Raw genomic sequence first — 18690 nt, 5'->3', positions numbered from 1 at the left:
AGGTATAATTAATATATTTTATACTATTATTTTATTATGAACTAATATTTTGAATTTATCCGATAACTATGAGTTGTTATTTACAGAAATATTGAATAGTATTAATATATAGATTGGTAGTATCAAATACTATATAATTATACTATGAGGTGATAGATATGGCATTTATAGAAGAAGATATATATGAAATAATCAATGAAGTTACTTCCTTTCAAGATATTAATCTTTCTGATATTCCAGATATTGATTTATATATGGATCAAGTTATTACTTTATTTGAAATGAAACTTAATAATTTAAAAAGAAATAAAGATGAAAAAGTAATGACAAAAACTATGATAAATAATTATGCTAAAGCTAAGATTCTTCCACCAGTAAAGGGGAAAAAGTATAATAAGGAGCAAATAATACTATTAAATTTAATATATAATTTGAAGCAAAATTTATCTCTAGCCGATATTAGCGCTGTATTTAATCATATTTCAAAGATTTCACAAAAAGAAGAAGATAAGCTTTCAGCAGTTGAAAACTTATATCAAAGTTTTTTAGAAATTAAAGAAAGTCAAGAAAAGGTAGCTCAAGAACAATTAAATGAATTAGTACATATTATCAAAGAAAAGGGGAATAACCTTAAGGAAGATGAGGGATATAGTGAGCTAATATTATTAGTGCTTACCCTTATAAATAGAGCTAATATAGAAAAAAGATTAGCAGAAAAAATTATTGATAAATTTTTCTAAAAAGGCGAAAAACATATTGACTAAAAAGTAGTTGTATGTTATGATGTAAAAGTTAGAAGAAATCTAACACATTATTGAAAAAGATTTAAGTGATGAACAACATTCCCATTTTGAGGAAAGTAGGTTAGTCATGTTTTAAATCTTGAATCAAAAGGGAGGAATGTTGAAATGGCAGATAAAACATTAATATGCAAAGACTGCGGAAAAGAATTCATATTCACTGAAGGAGAACAAGAGTTCTACAAAGAAAAAGGATTCGAAAACGAACCACAAAGATGTGCTGATTGCAGAAGAGCAAGAAAGCAACAAAACAACAACAGAGGATTCAGAAGATAGTTTTTTGAATGCTATACCCCTGTAAGGATAACCTTACGGGGGTTTTTGTTTTTTGTCTGTGTTTCGCTGAAAATATTTATGAGTATTCAGTATATATGATAAAAATACCTCTTCTCTGAGAAAATATTACAATGAAGTTGACATAGATATTATAAAATTTACATAAACCGCATAAAAAAGCAAGTACCTAAAATAAATGGACTACTTGCTTTTTTGGTATTATTGAGAAGTTATTGGTTTATAAATTAAAAATATAATTATAAATCAGGAAAGAAGTGTTAATGGGTTTATATCTACATTTTCCAAGTAGGAAGAACCTACAGCATTTGAAATCCATTTACAAATAATGTTAATATTGTTTTTAAGTGCTATAATAGTATAAAAGATAAATTTTTCCTACTAATGTTTGGAGGGAATGTTTTGAGAAATAAGGATAAAATATTACAGACTGTTTCGGTATTGCAGAAAAAAGTACCAGAAGGTGTATCAGCTATTGATATTAGTAAAGCTTTAAATCTTGATAGAGCAAATGTCAGCAGATGTCTTAATGAGCTTTATTCAGAAGAAAAACTTGAAAAAATTCAAGGGCGCCCTGTACTATATAAAATCATAGAAGAAGATGTGGTTAAAATTGAAGAGGTTAAGAATAGTAGTCTGGATAGTCTTATAGGTGCTCAAGATAGTTTGCAAGTAGCTATTCAGCAGGCAAAAGCAGCTATACTTTATCCTCCAAGAGGATTACATACTCTTATACTTGGAGAAACGGGAGTTGGAAAATCTCTTTTTGCGGAACTTATGTATAAATTTTCTGTGGAAACAGGAATGCTTTTTTCTGGAGCACCATTTGTACATTTTAATTGTGCAGACTACGCAGATAATCCTCAGCTTTTGATAGCTTATATTTTTGGAGTAAAAAAGGGTGCTTATACGGGTGCAGATAAAGATAGAGAAGGATTACTAAAAAAAGCTGATGGTGGAATTATATTTCTTGATGAGGTACACAGATTACCTCCTCATGGGCAAGAAATTCTTTTTACATTTATAGATAAAGGATATTTTAGAGCTTTAGGGGAAACAGAAAAAAAAGAACAAATATCAGTTCAAATAATAGCAGCCACTACAGAAAATCCTCAATCTTATCTTTTAAGTACATTTACTAGAAGAATTCCAATGATAATAACCTTACCAACCTTGATGAATAGATCTATGAAAGAAAGGTATAGGCTTATTGAATTGTTTATAAAAGATGAGTCAAAAAGATTGGCTAAAAGTATATATATAAATCGAAACTCTTTAGAATCTTTGTTATTATATGATTGTCCCAATAATATAGGACAATTGAAAAGTGATATACAATTAGCTTGTGCAAAGGCCTTTTTGAATTATAAAGCTCAAAAAAAGAATTATATAGTAATCACTCAAGAAGATTTGCCTAGCTATGTGAAAAGAGGAATTTTAAAGATAAAAAACAATAGAGAAGAAATAAATAATATTTTAAAAAGTAGTGGAGAAGTTCTTAAATTTTACTATAAGGAAAAAGAATATAAAAACTTAGGACAGAGTCATAAAGGACAAGGTGATTTTTATGATGATATAGAAAGAAAACTTCAATGTTTAAAGGCATCCGGTATTCAAGACAATGAAATTAATCAAATTCTTAATATTGATATAGAAAGTCATTTTAAAAAACATATTGAAGATATGACATTGAAGGTTAATAGAGATGAAATAATAAATATAATTGGAGAAAAGATAGTTAATACTGTGGATTATATATTAAATTATGCACAGAACAAATTATATAGAGAATATGATGAAAATCTATATTTTGCTTTTGCGTTACATTTAAATGGAAGTGTAAAAAGAATTGAAAATGGAAATAAGATATATAACCCAAAGTTAAATTTTATAAGAGCAAAATATAATGAAGAATTTTTAATAGCTATGGAGATGGCGAAAGTTATTGATAATAATTTTCATATTGAAACACCTCTTGATGAAATAGGTTATATTGCCATGTTTTTAGCAGCAAGTTCTTTTGAATTAGAAAGTGAAGATAAGGATAAAGTTGGAGTACTTGTGATGTTTCATGGAAATAGTACAGCTAGCAGTATGCTTCAAGTGGCTAATGAATTGATTGGGATAAATTACGGAGCTGCTTTGGACATGCCTTTAAATATGAATGTAGAAGAGGCGTATAAACGAGCAAAAGAAAAGGTTGAAGCGATAAATAAAGGCAAGGGGGTGTTACTTTTAGTAGATATGGGATCCTTAGTAAACTTTGGAGATATGATATATGAAGAAACAGGAATAGTTGTTAAAACTGTAGATGGAGTAAGCACACCTATAGTAATTGAAGCCTTAAGAAAAGCAGTTTTAGGCAGAGATTTAATTGAGATATATGAAAGTTGTAGAGAAAACAATTATTCTACAAGAAGAATAATTAGAAAAACCAATATAAAAAAGAAAAACATTATAATAACTGCTTGCTTTACTGGAGATGGGGCAGCAGAAAGATTAAAGAGAGTTATTTACGAAAAGTTATCAAATCTTGAAAATATAGAGATAATTCCAATGAATATTATAAATAGAAGAGAATTTTTAAGTTCAATAGATTACTATAAAGAAAATTATAATATTTTAGCTATAGTTGGAACAGTAAAAATTCATATAGATGACATACAATTTATATCTGCTAAAGATTTATTAATAGATAGTGGAATAAATACTCTAAAAGAGATAATTGAAACTAATAATAACTATACTAAAATCAGTTCATCACTTAAAGAACATTTAAACTTTGAGGGCTCTGAGAGAATTGTTGAAGATGTAAAACAAGCAATTGAAGATATAAAAATCCAATTTAAAAAATCTATTAGTGATGAAGTGGAAATAGGAATAATAATTCACATGTGCTTTTTAATAGATAAACTTAAAAATGGCGGCGGAGAATTGACATTCAAAGGTTTAGAAGAATTTATGAATGAATACAGCAGAGAAATTGTGCAAATAAGACAAAGCTTAAGAAATCTTGAAGAGCAATATGATTTAAAAATTGGAGATAATGAATTGGCTTATATTTGTCGCATGTTTATGTATAATGAATCAGACTAGTGTTTTCAGTGTAATCTGTGTAGCATATAAAAATAGTGTGTAATTGAATATACACACTATTTTTATACATAAATATATTTTAATCCTTTAAATAAAATTAGTACTTAGTTAATTTTATTTCATAGCTAAAGTCAGAATATTTACACTTTAAGCCCTTTAAAGAGGCTATTTATTATTGATAAAGAAGAAAATTTAAAGCTGTTATATATAAACAAAAGTTTTGGCACGGTATTTGCTTTAATTATTAGTGTAAAGGAGGCAAGCTATGAAAAGATTAAATGTAACGGTAAAAAGTAAATCAGGGCTTCATGCACGGCCAGCAGCTGCATTGGTTAATTTGACACAACGATTTAAATCTAACATTATCATTGAAAAAGATGGAAGATCAGTAAATGCAAAAAGCATAATAGGAGTTTTAAGTATTGGGGCAGAAAGGGAGGACATTATATCTGTTTTAATAGATGGAGAAGATGAGGCAAGAGCATTCAATGAACTAGAAGAATTATTCAATAAAACTTTACTTAATGTATAATAATTAATGTCCCATTACAAGAAGGAGGATTATATGGGTTATTATATTGGAATTGATGGAGGCGGCACCAAAACTATTTGCCTTTTAGGAAACTGCAATAATGAAGTTATAGACAGTTTTAAATCTGGTCCTACAAATTATCACAGTATAGGCGTAAAGCAAACAGAAGAAGTATTCAGCTCTATGTTTACTTATTTTTATAATAAACACAATATTGATAAAGATGATATTATTGCAATATGTTTAGGTGGAGCTGGAGTTGATTGTGAGGAGGATGAAAACCTTTTAAGCAATATTTTTAGGGCATTAGGTTATAAAAATAAATTATTAATATTTAATGATTCTATAACCACTTTGGTTGGGGCAAATGGTGATATGAAAGGTGCCATTTTAATTAGTGGTACTGGCTCCATATCCTATGGTATTGATATTCATGGGAATGCGGTTAGAGTGGGAGGCTGGGGACATATAATTGATGATGATGGAAGTGGATTTGCTATTGGAAGAGATGCTTTAAAGAAGATAATGGAAAGCTATGATGGAAGAAGTGAAGGAACTATACTATGGGAAAAGATAAGTAAAACTCTTGAAATTTCAAACTATGGAGAACTTATACCATTTATTTATAATTCAAAAAAACAACATATTGCGGACCTTGCACCTCTCGTATTAGAAAGTTATTATTCCGATAAAATTTCTAGGGATATTGTAGATAAAGCAGTGGAGGATTTATTTAAAATAGTTAAAACTCTTTCATTTAAAATTAAAATTCAGAATTTTCAACTAAGCTTTGGAGGCAGCGTACTTTTAAAATCATCTCTTATGAATAATTTATTAAAGAAAAAAATAAATGATGAGTTTCCTAAAATAATAATTCATACTCCTTATGAGGACTCAGCCCATGGTGCATTAAATTTAGCCTTAAAAAGTAATGGATATTAAAAAGGAGAGGAAATTATGAAAAAAATAATGTTGGTTTGCTGTGCAGGAATGTCTACTAGTTTACTAGTAAAAAAGATGGAGGATGCTGCAACTAAGGAAAACTTAAAAGTTGAAATATTTGCAGTAGGAGAAGCAGATGTGAAAAATCATGAAGATGTAGATGTGGTTTTACTTGGGCCTCAAGTTAGATATTTACTTAAAAAGATGGAGAAATTAATGGTGCCAAAAGGAATACCAGTAAAAGTCATTGATAGTATCTTATATGGAACTATGAATGGAGAGGCAGTATTAAAGCAAGCTGTTGATATGATTAAGTAAATGAAATTTCTTTTATAAATATTGGGGGGGTAAAAAATGAAAAAATTTATTAGTTTTATGGAAGAACATTTTGTCCCTGTAGCAGGGAGAATAGGTGCTCAAAGACATCTTGTAGCAATAAGAGATGGATTCGTAACTTTAATGCCGCTAATTATAGCGGGTTCATTAGCTACATTAATCAATGCATTACCAATACCAGCATATCAAAATTTTATGATTAATGTTTTTGGTGAGTCGTGGAAAAATTTTGGAGGAAATATTTGGTCAGGATCTTTTGCTATAATGTCATTTCTTGCAGTATTTACTATAGCTTATAATCTTGCAAAGTCCTATGAATCTGATGGACTTACAGCAGGTGTCGTAGCTTTTGCAGCACTATTATCTATAACAAAACCTACAGCAGATGGTTCTGGAATACCTTATAGTGCAGCTGGAGGAGTAGGATTATTCTTAGCAATAATTGTAGCACTTATCTCTACAGAGATATTCGTAAGACTAAGAAGAACTAAATCACTTATCATTAAAATGCCGGACAATGTTCCGCCAGCAGTTTCCAAATCTTTTGCTGCACTGTTACCGGTTATGATAACAATAGCTATATTTTCAGTAATTAAAATTTTATTTGCTGTAATTGGAGTAGATGATATTCATAAATTGATTTATGATGCACTACAAGCATCTTTAGAAGCTGTAGCAAATACACTTTGGTCAGCAATATTAATTGCACTTTTAAATCATTTATTCTGGTTCTTTGGATTACATGGTTCAAATATATTAGAGCCTGTTATGCAAGCAGTTTATCTTCCAGCACTTGAGAAGAATATGGCAGCTGCTGTAGCTGGAACGGCTATACCAAATATCGTTACAAAACCATTCTTTGATGCTTTTGTATATATGGGAGGTTCAGGTACAACAATTTGTTTGATAATTGCTATTTATATAGCTTCAAAACGTAAGCATCATAGAAATATGGCTAACCTTTCATTGGGACCAGGATTGTTTAATATAAATGAATCTATGATATACGGTATGCCTATTGTATTAAATCCAGCATTTATAATACCATTTATTTTAACACCAGTGCTATTAACAATAATAAGCTATATTGCTATTGCTACAGGATTAGTTCCTCGTACTATTGCTATGGTACCATGGACAACACCACCTATATTTAGTGGATGGATTGCAACCGGATCAATTAGGGGTTCCATATTGCAAATAGTAAACCTTGTTATCGGTGTGATTATATATATTCCTTTCATTGTTTTAGCAGAAAGAATTGATGATAAAAAATCTGAAACTATTGTGAAAGAAACAGATAATAGTATAAAAGGTTAAGGTTTAAAACTATGCATGGAATCTACAATATTCATTGTAAATTCCATGCATAATTCAAGAAAAAGGATTCTTGCATTTAAAGGAGATTGTTACATAATTTTACGATTGGAGGGGAAAGCATGGAAGGTATTAAAATTGCTGTAATTGGCGGAGGTAGTAGCTATACTCCGGAACTTATTCATGGAATAATACAAAGAATTCAGGAATTCCCTGTAAGAGAAATAGCATTAGTAGATGTAGAAGAGGGAAAATGGAAACTTGATATAATTAGCAAACTTTCTTTAAGGATGTTAAATAAACATAATATAAAAACAAAAATAACTTCAACTTTAAATAGAAAAGAAGCTATAAAAGATGCAGATTTTGTTGTTACTCAATTTAGGGTAGGAGGACTAAAATCAAGGTTAAAGGATGAGACAATACCATTAAAGTATAATCTCATTGGTCAAGAAACTACTGGAGTAGGAGGATTTATTAAAGCACTCAGAACAATACCAGTGATACTTGATATATGTAAAGATATTAGTGATTTAGCTCCAGATGCATTCTTAATTAATTTCACAAATCCGGCAGGAATTATTACTGAAACTGTTTTAAATCATACACAAGTTAAGGCTATTGGAGTATGTAATGTTCCAATAACAATGAGAAATAATATTGGAACATTACTTGGGGTAGATGGAAATAGAATAAGAATAGATTTTATAGGTCTTAATCATATGGTTTATGGAAAATCTGTTTATCTTGATAACAGAGATATAACAAGAGAGATAATTGAAAGGATTTCTAATGGTGCTTCTATAAATATGAATAATATCCCTGATTTAAAATGGGATGAAGAATTTTTAAAATGTTTAAATATGATTCCTTGTCCTTATCATAGATATTTTTATATGAAAAATGAGGTTTTAAAGGAAGAATTAGAAGAGATAAAAAATGGACATGGTACAAGAGCAAAACAAGTAATGGAGATAGAAAATAAATTGTTTAAAATATATGATGACGAGAACCTTGATGAGAAACCATCAGAGCTAGATAAAAGAGGAGGTGCATATTATTCAGAAGCAGCAGTTTCTCTTATGAGTGCTATATACAATGATAAAAATGAAATTCATACTGTAAATGTAAAAAACAATGGAGCTATATTAGATTTACCTAATAATTCTGTTATAGAAACAAATGCCATTGTAAATAAAACTGGAGCAGTGCCTATATCATCAGGAACTTTGCCAAATTCTATAAAGGGTCTTATACAGCAGATAAAGCTCTACGAAATTCTTACAATAGATGCAGCAGTAAACGGAGATTATAATCAAGCTTTTTTAGCATTAATCAATAATCCACTAGGCGGTTCAATAAATATTACTAAAAAATTATTAAAAGATATATTAGATGAAAATAAAGAATATTTACCTCAATTTAAGTAGGGAGGAATTAAAATGGAGAATATAATATTTAAATTAATATCTTATAGCGGAGAGGCTAGAAGTCTTTCTATGGAGTCTATAGTTCATGCAAAAGCAGGTGATTTTAAAGAAGCTGAAAGATGTATTGAATTAGCAGATAAAAGTCTAGAAGAAGCGCACAAAGAACAAACAAAGCTTATTCAATCAGAGGCAAGAGATGAAAAAGTTAAGATTACATTGCTTATGATTCATGCGCAGGATCATTTAATGAATGCCATAACAGTAAAAGATTTAGCAATAGAGTTTATGGATATGTATAAAAAAATCTTAAATAATAATTAAATTTTAAAGTAAAAATGGAGGGAGTTAAATGGGTAAGTTAGGAGTATCAGTATATCCTCCACAAGGGGAAATAAAAAAATATAAGGATTATTTAAAAATGGCTGCAAAATATGGATTTACTAGAGTGTTTACTTGTCTTATATCCTTAGGAGAAAATATAGATAATAATTTAAATCAATTTAAAGAAATAACCAATACTGCAAAAGAATTAGGAATGGAAGTTATTGCAGATGTAGAACCTTCAATTTTTAAAAAGCTAAACTTAAGTTATAAAGATCTTCAATTTTTCTCTAAACTAAGTTTAAGTGGAATAAGATTAGATTTGGGATTCTCAGGAATGGAAGAAAGTATAATGAGTGTAAATCCTCATGGTCTCAAAATTGAAATAAATATGAGTAATGGAACAAAATATCTTGATAATATTTTAAGTTATTGTCCTAATAAAGATAACATAATAGGATGTCATAATTTTTATCCACATAGATATACAGGACTGTCAAGAGAACATTTCTTAAATACGTCAAGGGAGTTTAAAGAAAAGGGTATAAGAACTGCTGCTTTTATTAGTTCATCCAGCGGAACTTTTGGACCATGGCCAACCTACCATGGACTCTGTACTTTGGAAGAACATAGATTTTTATCTATTGATGTTCAAGCAAAGGATTTATTTAATACAGGATTGATAGATGATGTTATAATAGCAAATTGTTTTGCATCAGAAGAAGAACTTTATGCACTTGGTGTGCTAAATAAAGATATTATAGAATTTAAGGTTAAACTATTAGAAGATTTATCAGAAATAGAGAAAAGGATAGTTTTAGAAGAAAGTCATTTTAATAGAGGAGATATATCTGAATACATGATTAGATCAACGGAAAGCCGTGTAAAATATAAAGATCATAAATTTGAGTTATTTAATTCAAAGCCTATAAAGAGAGGAGATGTATTGATTGAAAGTTCTCTTTATGAAAGATATAGCGGAGAACTTCAAATAGCATTAAAAGATATGGAGAATAGCGGTAAAACCAATGTGGTAGGCAGAATTGATGAGGATGAAATTTATTTATTAGATTATATTAAACCATGGCAAAAATTTAAGTTTAAATCATAGATTTTAAAATATGGTAAAAAGCTAATATTTTTATGAAAATGTACAAGTTATTAGTCAATTACGGAATGTGGAAATAAGTTAGGAAAAATATAAAGGTAGGTAAATATATGACCGTAAAATGTATCAAAAATGGTAAGATAATTTTAAAAGATAAAATTTTACAGGGAAAATCAATTATATATGATGAAAAAATAATTAAAATTGTAGAAGATAAATATTTGAATGAAGATATAGAAACTATCGATGTGGAAGGAAATTATATATCCCCTGGATTTATAGATATACATGTCCATGGATCTAAAGGTTCTGATGTTATGGATAGTAATATTGAAAATATGGAGACTATTAGTAAAAGTCTTTGTAGTCATGGAGTTGCGGCATTCCTTCCTACAACTATGACAATGCCAATGGAATATATTAACAAAGCTTTAGATGTAATAAAAATTTCTATGGGCAAAAATTTCCGTGGTTCCAAAATTCTTGGAGCTCATTTAGAAGGCCCTTTTATCAGTCAAAAATATAAAGGAGCACAAAATGAAAAATATATTTTAACACCATCAACGGAGACCATAAAATCTTATGTTGACATAATTAAGGTAATTACTATTGCTCCCGAAATGGATGAAAATCACACTTTTATTAAATCTATGAATAGAAATAAAAACATATTATTATCAATAGGACATACAAATTCTACTTATGAAGAAGCTATGAGTGCTATAGAAGATGGTATAAAAAGTGCAACTCATTGTTTTAATGCTATGACTCCACTTCACCATAGAAACCCTGGCACAGTTGGAGCAATTTTAAACAGCGATATTTACTGTGAACTTATTGCAGACACAATTCATGTACATCCTGCATTATTTAATATTTTAGAAAAAGTTAAAGGCGATGATAGGATAATTTTAATAAGTGACGCTATGAGAGCAGCTTGCATGAAATCTAGTAGTTATGATTTAGGAGGACAAAAGGTATATGTGTCTAAGGATAGAGCGGTTCTTGAAGATGGTACATTGGCTGGAAGTCTTTTAACTTTAGATAGGGCAGTAAAGAACATGAGAATCAACACAAAATTAGAACTTGAAAAGATAATTAAGATGGTTACAATAAATCCTGCCAGTGCCATTGGTATAGATAATATGAGAGGAAGCATAGAACTAGGGAAGTATGCTGATTTTGCAGTATTTAATGAAAACATAGATATTTTATATACAATCGTAGAAGGAAACTTATGCTTTAGAAAGGAATCTTAAATTATGAAAATTATCAAAGTAAAAGATTATAAAGAACTAAGTAGAAAGGCATCAAATATATTAGCCAGTCAGCTTATATTAAAACCTAAAAGTGTTTTAGGGCTTGCAACAGGATCTACACCTATAGGTACGTATGAAGAATTAATTCATTTATATAATGAAGGAGTTATAAGCTTTTCAAATGTAATTACTTTTAATTTAGATGAATATTGTGGATTGAAATCTAATGATATAAATAGTTATTGCAATTTTATGAAAACTAAATTGTTTAATCATGTAGATATAAGAGAAGAAAATATCCATATTCCAAATGGAGTAACGAAAGATATTCAAAAAGAATGTGAAGATTATGAGAAAGAAATTAAAAAATTTGGTGGCATAGATATACAGTTACTTGGGATAGGAAAGAACGGACATATTGGTTTTAATGAACCAAATCTTAAATTTCAATCAAAAACGTTTTTGGTAAATTTAGATGAGGATACAATTAAGGCTAATTCAAGGTTTTTTAATAGTATTGAAGATGTACCAAGACAAGCAATAAGTATGGGGATAAAAACTATTATGAATTCTAAGAAAATTCTTTTACTTGCTAATGGTGAGGAAAAAGGAGAAATATTATATAGAGCTATTTATGGAGATATAATTCCACAGGTACCTGCATCAATACTACAATTACATCCAGATGTAACCATAATTGTAGATGAAAAGGCAGGTAGTTGTTTAAAATAGTTATTTTCTAAAAGTTTGCAATTAAAACTACGAAGAGGTGCTAAGGGGGCTGTTATATGAAAGGAATAGGCGCATCTGCAGGTATTACTATTGGTAACATATTGGTTAAGAGTAATAAAATTGAAGTTAAAAAATATAAAATTGAAGATTATGATAAGGAGATAGAAAGACTTAGAAAAGCATTAGATACATCAGTTAGCCAAGTAAGAGACCTCATTGTATTTACAGAAGATACATTGAGAAAGGAAGAAGGAAGAGTTTTTGAAGCTCATATTCATATGTTAAGAGATGAAGAGTTTATTACTCTTATTGAAAGCAAAGTTAAAGAATTTAAGTTCAATGTTGAATGGGCGGTTAAAGAGGCCACAGATTTTTATGTAGACATGTTTAATTCTTTGGATAATAGTTATATGCGTGAAAGAAGCATTGATCTTATAGATGTTTCAAATAGAATAATAAATAATTTGCTAAATTTGGACACCATTGATTACAGTAAGTTAAATGAAACTGTTATATTAATAGCTCATGATTTAACACCATCTGAAACAGCCCAGCTACCTAAAAACAAGGTGCTTGGTTTTATAACAGAAGCAGGGGGACCAACATCTCATGTTGCTATTATGGCTAAAAACTTGGGGATTCCAGCTATTGTAGGTGCCGGTAAAATATTAGATTTATTTAATGAAAAATCTTTAGTAGCTATGGACGGGGGCACAGGTGAATTTTTTATTAACCCAGATAATCTTATAATAAACCAATTTAATGAGAGAAAGAACTATTTAGAAAAGGAAAAAGAACTTAATAAATATGTACTGGGTATGAAATCTATTTCAAAAGATGGTAAAACATTTGAAATAGTGTGTAATATTGGTGCACCAGAAGAACTGAATCAAGTAATAGAGAATGATGGTGAAGGAATAGGGCTTTTTAGAAGTGAATTTATATATATGGGAAGAGGAGAAGCACCTAGTGAAGAAGAACAATTAAATTGCTATAAAAAAGTGGTACAAGGTATGAATGGAAAACCTGTAATAATTAGAACTTTAGATGTAGGAGGAGATAAAGAACTTCCTTATTTAAACATTGAAAAGGAACAAAATCCTTTCCTTGGTTTTAGAGCTTCAAGATATTGTTTAAAAGAAAAAGAATTATTTAAAGTTCAATTAAGGGCAATTTTAAGATCAAGTGCTTTTGGAAATGTAAGAGTGATGTTTCCTATGATATCTAGTGTTCAAGAGGTTAGAGCGATAAAGAAACTTCTTGAAGAATGTAAAAGTGAATTAAAATCTAATGGAATAGCTTATGACCAACATATAAAAATAGGTATAATGATTGAAATACCTTCAGCCGCTATTATTTCTGATATTCTTGCAAAAGAAGTAGATTTTTTTAGCATAGGCACTAATGACCTTATACAATACACTATTGCTGTAGACAGATTAAATGAAAGTGTATCAGAATTATATACTCCATACCATCCAGCAATACTTAGACTTATTAGCACTGTAATAAAAAATGGACATAAAGAAGGTATAACAGTGGGTATTTGTGGTGAATCAGCCAGTGATATAAAACTTCTTCCTGTATTTATGGGAATGGATCTTGATGAGTTTAGCGTAAGTCCAGCTTTAGTTTTAAAACTAAGAAGACACATGAAGAAGTTTTCCACTACAGAGGCAAAGGAAATTAGCAATAGAATTCTTAAATTAGAGGATTCTGAGACCATTAATAAGCTATTGGAAGATACAATGAATTGTTATCAAAAAATTGAATAATGAAAGTAAGTTTATCAATTAGTTTTTACTGTAGAAACAGGAAGTCTAATACCAGCAAATGTAGTTGACTAATAAAGAGAGTATACTTTTTACCTATTTACAGATAATAAAGTGGTAAATTAATTGTTTGGAGGATAAAAAATGTATACTGGTATTGTAAAATGGTATGACAATAAAAAGGGATATGGATTCATCTCTGGAAATAATGGAGAAGATGTATTTGTTCATCATTCTAATATAAAAGAAAAAGGTCATGACAAAGATTTGCATGAGGGTCAGCATGTTACTTTTGACGTAGTAGAAAGAGAAAAAGGACCTCAAGCAACCAATGTTCAAAAAATGGAATAAGAGATTTAGGCTGTTGTAGATTTACAACAGCCTTTTAATATTATTGATGAAATTATAATTTTACAAAGGGTATGCTTACTATAATGTTCTTGAAAGTTTCGGTGTATTTTATGGAAAATTTAAGAAATTTTTTAAGTTGTTGTTGTTAAATTTTAACTATATTAGTGATATAATTTATATTAACAATATATATAAGGAGAACAAAATTATGGTAGGAATTTCTTCGATTGTATTTATGATTATAAGTATTATATTATCCATTGGATTACCTATAATTATGGGAATATATTTTTATAGAAAATATAAAATATCTCTATGGTCTATAGTTGTAGGTGCTTTTATATTTATTTTATTTGTAATGATTTTAGAAAGAAAAATGCATAACTATTTATTGCTTACTAATCCTAGTACTTCTAGTTTTTTAGAAAATCCTTGGGCATATGCCATATATGGCTCCTTGGCAGCAGGGATTTACGAAGAATGTGGAAGATTTTTAGCGTATATAACATTGCTTAAAAGAAAAAGAAATTGGAGTGATGGAGTAGCTTTTGGTATAGGCCATGGAGGCATAGAAGCTGTACTTATAGGTGGAATCACTGCAATACAAAACTTAATACTTTCTATAAATATAAATTCAGGAAACATAAATGCTCTAAATAAGTATAACATTACACCTAATATGATAGAGATGATTAAAAGTAATTTAATAAACACTCCTTCATATGTTTTTTTAGTATCAGGAATAGAAAGGGTGTTTGCAATTCTTATACAAATTGGGCTTTCAATCTTAGTATTGCAAGGGGTTAGAAATAAAAAATATATTTATCTTCTTTATGCCATATTGTTGCATGCCCTTATCGATTTCCCAGCAGCCTTTTTTCAGAAAGGTGTGATTACAAATATTTGGGTTATAGAAGCATGGGTAGCTATAATGAGCATTGTACTGATAGTATTTACTTTAAGAGCTAAATCCAATTTTATTGGTGAAGGGGAGGAAATAAAAGATGAAATATAGAAAAATATTATATTTAATTATAATATTATCCTTATTTGTATTTGCTGGTTGCACAGCAAAGAAAGTGGACAAGGTAGATGAAGTGAATAAAGTCGATAAAGTGAATAAATTGAATGAAGATGAGAGTGAAAAAATTAAAGTCAAAGTAGAGGCGGTAGCTGAGAATATTTTACAGGGTCTAAAAGAAAAAGACTATGAATCTTTTTCTAAGGATTTTGATGATGATATGAAAAAGACTATGACAGAAGAGCTTTTTAAGGAGTTACATAATACTATTACTCCAAGTATAGGGAAGTATCAATCGAAGGAATTTTGGATGGTAGAAGAAGATGAAGGATACTACGCAGTGTTCTATAAAGGTAAATTTGACAAAGAGCCTAAAGATGTCATAGTTAAAGTTGTTGTTTCAGATAAAGATGAAGATATTAAGGTTACAGGATTTTTCGTAGACTCTCCTAATTTAAGAAAGTAAGATATAAGCCGTATGAAATTTAATCATACGGTTTTGTTTTAATGAGAAGATGATATAATTATCAAATAGGATTAATCTTATAAGAAATCATTATCAAAGGGGGCTTTAAAATGAACATAAATATAGAAAGAGTCATGAGAGATTTAAAAAACCTATCAAAATTTAATGAAACGCCAGAAGAGGGATGCACAAGATATTCTTACACAAAAGAAGATAAAGAGGCAAGAGATTATTTGATAAATGAAATGAAGGCTTTAGGTATGAAAGTAGAAGTGGATCCTATAGGAAATATAAGGGGAAGATTAGAAAGTGAACATAACAAAAATAAGCCTTTAGTCATCAGTGGTTCTCACATAGATACTGTTTATAAAGGTGGAATTTATGATGGGATATTAGGTGTAGTAGCTTCTCTAGAAGCTGGAAGAATTTTTGTGGAAAAGGGAACAAAAATGATCTATCCTTACGAAGTAGTTATCTTCACAGAAGAAGAAGGATCTAATTTCGGGTATAATCTTGTGGGAAGTAAAGCACTAGTAGGAAAATGTACTTTAGAGGATCTAAAAAAAGTTAAAGATAGAAACAATAAGAGTATGTATGAGAGAGTAAAAGAATTTGGTTACCCTATAGATTCTTTAGAAAAATGCAAAATAAGGGAAGATATAAAAGCTTTTATAGAACTACATATTGAGCAAGGAAGTGTTCTACATACAGAAAAGAAATCTCTTGGTTTAGTTAAAGGCATTGTAGGATTAAGATGGTTTGAGATAGAGATAGAAGGAAAGGCAAATCACGCAGGGGCTACCCCTATGAACTTTAGAAGAGATCCTATGGTAAAGGCTAGTGAATTAATAAGTAAACTTCCTCATATAGTGGAAGATATTGAAGATGATAGCATGGTTGTAACTGTAGGAAGTATTAAATGTTATCCTGGCAATGTGAATGTAATCCCTGAGAAGGTAGTTTTTACAGTAGATCTTAGAGGAATAAATCCTTCGAATTTAGATAAAGTAGAAGAGATAATTAAAGAAAGATTAAAGTTTATTGAAGAGGAAGGTTTTGTTTACAATATAAAAAAACTAACAGAAGTTAGTGAAGTTAATATGGATAAAAATCTTATGGAAGTAATAAAAAACTCAATTGAGGAGGAAGACATAAGCTATAGAGAAATGTATAGTGGAGCAAATCACGACACTAGTTTAATGGCTTCTATTTCTCCTGTAGCTATGATATTTGTTCCGAGTGTAGAGGGAAGAAGTCATTGCCCAGAAGAATTTACCGAAGAGAAAGATATAGCCTTCGGTGTAGAGATGTTATATGAAACATTACATAAATTAATAACTGAATAGACTTTTCAAAACAAGCATCAAAGAAATAATGTTCGTAAATTATTTCTTTGATGCTTGTTTTTTTAGTTTTAAGCTATGATTATCAGCAAAAACACGAACGTTATGATATAAAATAGCGTTTAATGTTGACAAATGTCTAAATAGCTATTACAATGGTCATATCAATATAGAGAGAAAGATTTCGGGAGGTAATTTATGTTAGAAAGTCTATTTAAACTAAAAGAACGTAATACAAATGCAAAAACGGAAATAGCAGCAGGAATAACAACTTTCATGACCATGGCCTACATACTCATTGTTCAGCCTTCATTTATGAAAGCAGCAGGCATGGATGTGGGAGCAGTAACCGTAGTAACAGCACTACTTTCAGCAGTATTTAGTATTTTTATGGGACTTTATACAAATCTCCCATTTGCTTTAGCACCAGCAATGGGAAGTAATGCATTTTTTGCTTTTACTTTAGTGGCTGGAGGACTTGCAACTTGGCAACAAGGATTAGGAATGACATTTATATCAGGAATTATATTTATATTATTAACTATATTTGGTCTAAGAGAAGTTATTGTAAAGGTCATACCTAAAAATGTAAAAATTGCTATAGGAGCAGCAATTGGTTTTTATATTGCACAATTGGGATTTAAAAATGGACATTTAATGTTAATAGCTGATGGTTCAATAAAGATGGGAAATTTACATGATCCTAACACTCTACTTACATTAATTGGAGTATTAATATTAGTAGCTTTAATGGCGAATAAAGTAAAGGGAGATGTGCTTATTGGTATTATTTTAACTACCTTAATTGGAATACCAATGGGGATAACAAAAATACCAAATTCCTTTATTTCAATGCCACCTTCAATATCACCAATAGCTTTTCAATTAGATATACTTGGATCCCTAAAGTGGAGCTTCTTCCCACTTATGTTTACTTTCTTTGTAGGAGATTTCTTCTCTACATTAGGAACGGTTTTAGGGGTATCTGCTAAGGCAGGTTTATTAGATGAAAATGGAGATTTACCGGGAATAAATAAGCCGTTTTTGGTAGATGCAATTGCTACAGTAGTTGGTGCAGTAATGGGTTCTACTGTTGTTACAACATATATAGAATCAGCATCAGGGGTTGAAGCTGGAGGAAGAACAGGATTAACTGCGGTATCTACAGGAATGTGTTTCTTATTTACACTATTATTTACTCCTATTGCAGCAATGATACCTGCTGAAGCTACAGCGCCAGCATTAATTTTAATAGGATTACTTATGATTTCTTGTGTTAAAGACATAGATTTCTCAGATTTTACAGAAGCTTTTCCAGCTTTTGCGACAATTATATTTACTACATTTACTTCAAGTATTTCAAATGGTATTAGTATAGGTATAATATCCTACACTCTTACTAAAATTGTATCAGGAAGAATAAAGGAGTTAAATTGGGGAATATTTATACTTTGTATTCCACTAGTGTTTTACTTTATAATTATGTAAAAGGTCTCTGTGGCTATGATTTAAAATTAATATTTTAAATCATAGCCTGTTAAATATAAAAATTAGATAAGAAGGAGAGAGA

The 18690-nt window shown here is 29.7% G+C and carries 18 protein-coding genes; all 18 read left to right on the top strand.

Going from position 1 to position 18690, the window contains the following annotated elements:
* Positions 1 to 158: 158 nt before the first annotated feature.
* The 18 genes from RYO54_RS07900 (at position 159) to RYO54_RS07815 (ending at position 18608) form a co-directional block, all read left to right on the top strand.
* Positions 159 to 740, top strand: a complete 582-nt coding sequence (locus RYO54_RS07900; RefSeq protein ID WP_315117310.1) for a DUF1836 domain-containing protein — start codon at positions 159 to 161, stop codon at positions 738 to 740.
* A gap of 168 nt (positions 741 to 908) precedes the next feature.
* A complete protein-coding gene (locus RYO54_RS07895) occupies positions 909 to 1076 on the top strand; it encodes a zinc-ribbon domain-containing protein (protein ID WP_315117309.1) in 168 nt (55 codons plus the stop codon).
* A gap of 420 nt (positions 1077 to 1496) precedes the next feature.
* Entirely contained in the window at positions 1497 to 4190 is a 2694-nt protein-coding gene (locus tag RYO54_RS07890; RefSeq protein ID WP_315117307.1) for a sigma 54-interacting transcriptional regulator, read from the top strand.
* Between the two features lie 265 nt (positions 4191 to 4455).
* Positions 4456 to 4722, top strand: coding sequence for an HPr family phosphocarrier protein (locus RYO54_RS07885; RefSeq protein WP_315117305.1), 267 nt, complete (start codon positions 4456 to 4458; stop codon positions 4720 to 4722).
* Positions 4723 to 4755: 33 nt separating this feature from the next.
* The gene (locus tag RYO54_RS07880) at positions 4756 to 5664 is read left to right on the top strand and encodes a BadF/BadG/BcrA/BcrD ATPase family protein (RefSeq protein ID WP_315117303.1); all 909 of its coding nucleotides are present in this window, start codon (positions 4756 to 4758) and stop codon (positions 5662 to 5664) included.
* Between the two features lie 15 nt (positions 5665 to 5679).
* Positions 5680 to 5982: a PTS sugar transporter subunit IIB gene (locus RYO54_RS07875; protein WP_315117301.1), complete on the top strand. Its 303-nt coding sequence runs from the start codon at positions 5680 to 5682 to the stop codon at positions 5980 to 5982.
* Between the two features lie 36 nt (positions 5983 to 6018).
* Complete coding sequence (locus RYO54_RS07870) at positions 6019 to 7320, top strand: PTS sugar transporter subunit IIC (RefSeq protein ID WP_315117300.1); 1302 nt, start codon at positions 6019 to 6021, stop codon at positions 7318 to 7320.
* Positions 7321 to 7439: 119 nt separating this feature from the next.
* The gene (locus RYO54_RS07865; RefSeq protein ID WP_315117298.1) at positions 7440 to 8747 is read left to right on the top strand and encodes a 6-phospho-beta-glucosidase; all 1308 of its coding nucleotides are present in this window, start codon (positions 7440 to 7442) and stop codon (positions 8745 to 8747) included.
* Positions 8748 to 8759: 12 nt separating this feature from the next.
* Positions 8760 to 9068 (top strand): PTS lactose/cellobiose transporter subunit IIA, encoded by a 309-nt coding sequence (locus tag RYO54_RS07860; protein ID WP_315117296.1) that lies wholly within the window; start codon positions 8760 to 8762, stop codon positions 9066 to 9068.
* A 28-nt stretch (positions 9069 to 9096) separates the two neighbouring features.
* Positions 9097 to 10179, top strand: coding sequence for a MupG family TIM beta-alpha barrel fold protein (locus RYO54_RS07855; RefSeq protein WP_315117294.1), 1083 nt, complete (start codon positions 9097 to 9099; stop codon positions 10177 to 10179).
* A gap of 107 nt (positions 10180 to 10286) precedes the next feature.
* Positions 10287 to 11435 (top strand): N-acetylglucosamine-6-phosphate deacetylase, encoded by a 1149-nt coding sequence (gene nagA / locus RYO54_RS07850; RefSeq protein WP_315117292.1) that lies wholly within the window; start codon positions 10287 to 10289, stop codon positions 11433 to 11435.
* A gap of 3 nt (positions 11436 to 11438) precedes the next feature.
* A complete protein-coding gene (gene nagB / locus RYO54_RS07845; protein WP_315117290.1) occupies positions 11439 to 12167 on the top strand; it encodes a glucosamine-6-phosphate deaminase in 729 nt (242 codons plus the stop codon).
* A gap of 56 nt (positions 12168 to 12223) precedes the next feature.
* Entirely contained in the window at positions 12224 to 13942 is a 1719-nt protein-coding gene (gene ptsP / locus RYO54_RS07840; protein ID WP_315117288.1) for a phosphoenolpyruvate--protein phosphotransferase, read from the top strand.
* A 141-nt stretch (positions 13943 to 14083) separates the two neighbouring features.
* Positions 14084 to 14290: a cold shock domain-containing protein gene (locus RYO54_RS07835; protein WP_315117287.1), complete on the top strand. Its 207-nt coding sequence runs from the start codon at positions 14084 to 14086 to the stop codon at positions 14288 to 14290.
* Positions 14291 to 14498: 208 nt separating this feature from the next.
* On the top strand, positions 14499 to 15305 hold the full coding sequence (locus RYO54_RS07830) for a YhfC family intramembrane metalloprotease (RefSeq protein ID WP_315117285.1): 807 nt from the start codon (positions 14499 to 14501) through the stop codon (positions 15303 to 15305).
* Complete coding sequence (locus tag RYO54_RS07825; protein ID WP_315117283.1) at positions 15295 to 15777, top strand: DUF3887 domain-containing protein; 483 nt, start codon at positions 15295 to 15297, stop codon at positions 15775 to 15777. Before RYO54_RS07830 ends, RYO54_RS07825 begins: the two co-directional genes overlap by 11 nt.
* A gap of 110 nt (positions 15778 to 15887) precedes the next feature.
* Positions 15888 to 17123 (top strand): M20 family metallo-hydrolase, encoded by a 1236-nt coding sequence (locus RYO54_RS07820; protein ID WP_315117282.1) that lies wholly within the window; start codon positions 15888 to 15890, stop codon positions 17121 to 17123.
* A gap of 195 nt (positions 17124 to 17318) precedes the next feature.
* Positions 17319 to 18608, top strand: a complete 1290-nt coding sequence (locus RYO54_RS07815; RefSeq protein WP_315117280.1) for an NCS2 family permease — start codon at positions 17319 to 17321, stop codon at positions 18606 to 18608.
* Positions 18609 to 18690 lie beyond the last annotated feature (82 nt).

It is taken from the genome of uncultured Clostridium sp. (genome assembly GCF_963515715.1).
In the GTDB taxonomy this organism is placed as follows: Bacteria; Bacillota; Clostridia; order Clostridiales; family Clostridiaceae; genus Clostridium_AW.
The sequence above is the reverse complement of the archived record's forward strand: the minus strand, read 5'-3'. Positions and strand labels throughout refer to the sequence as shown.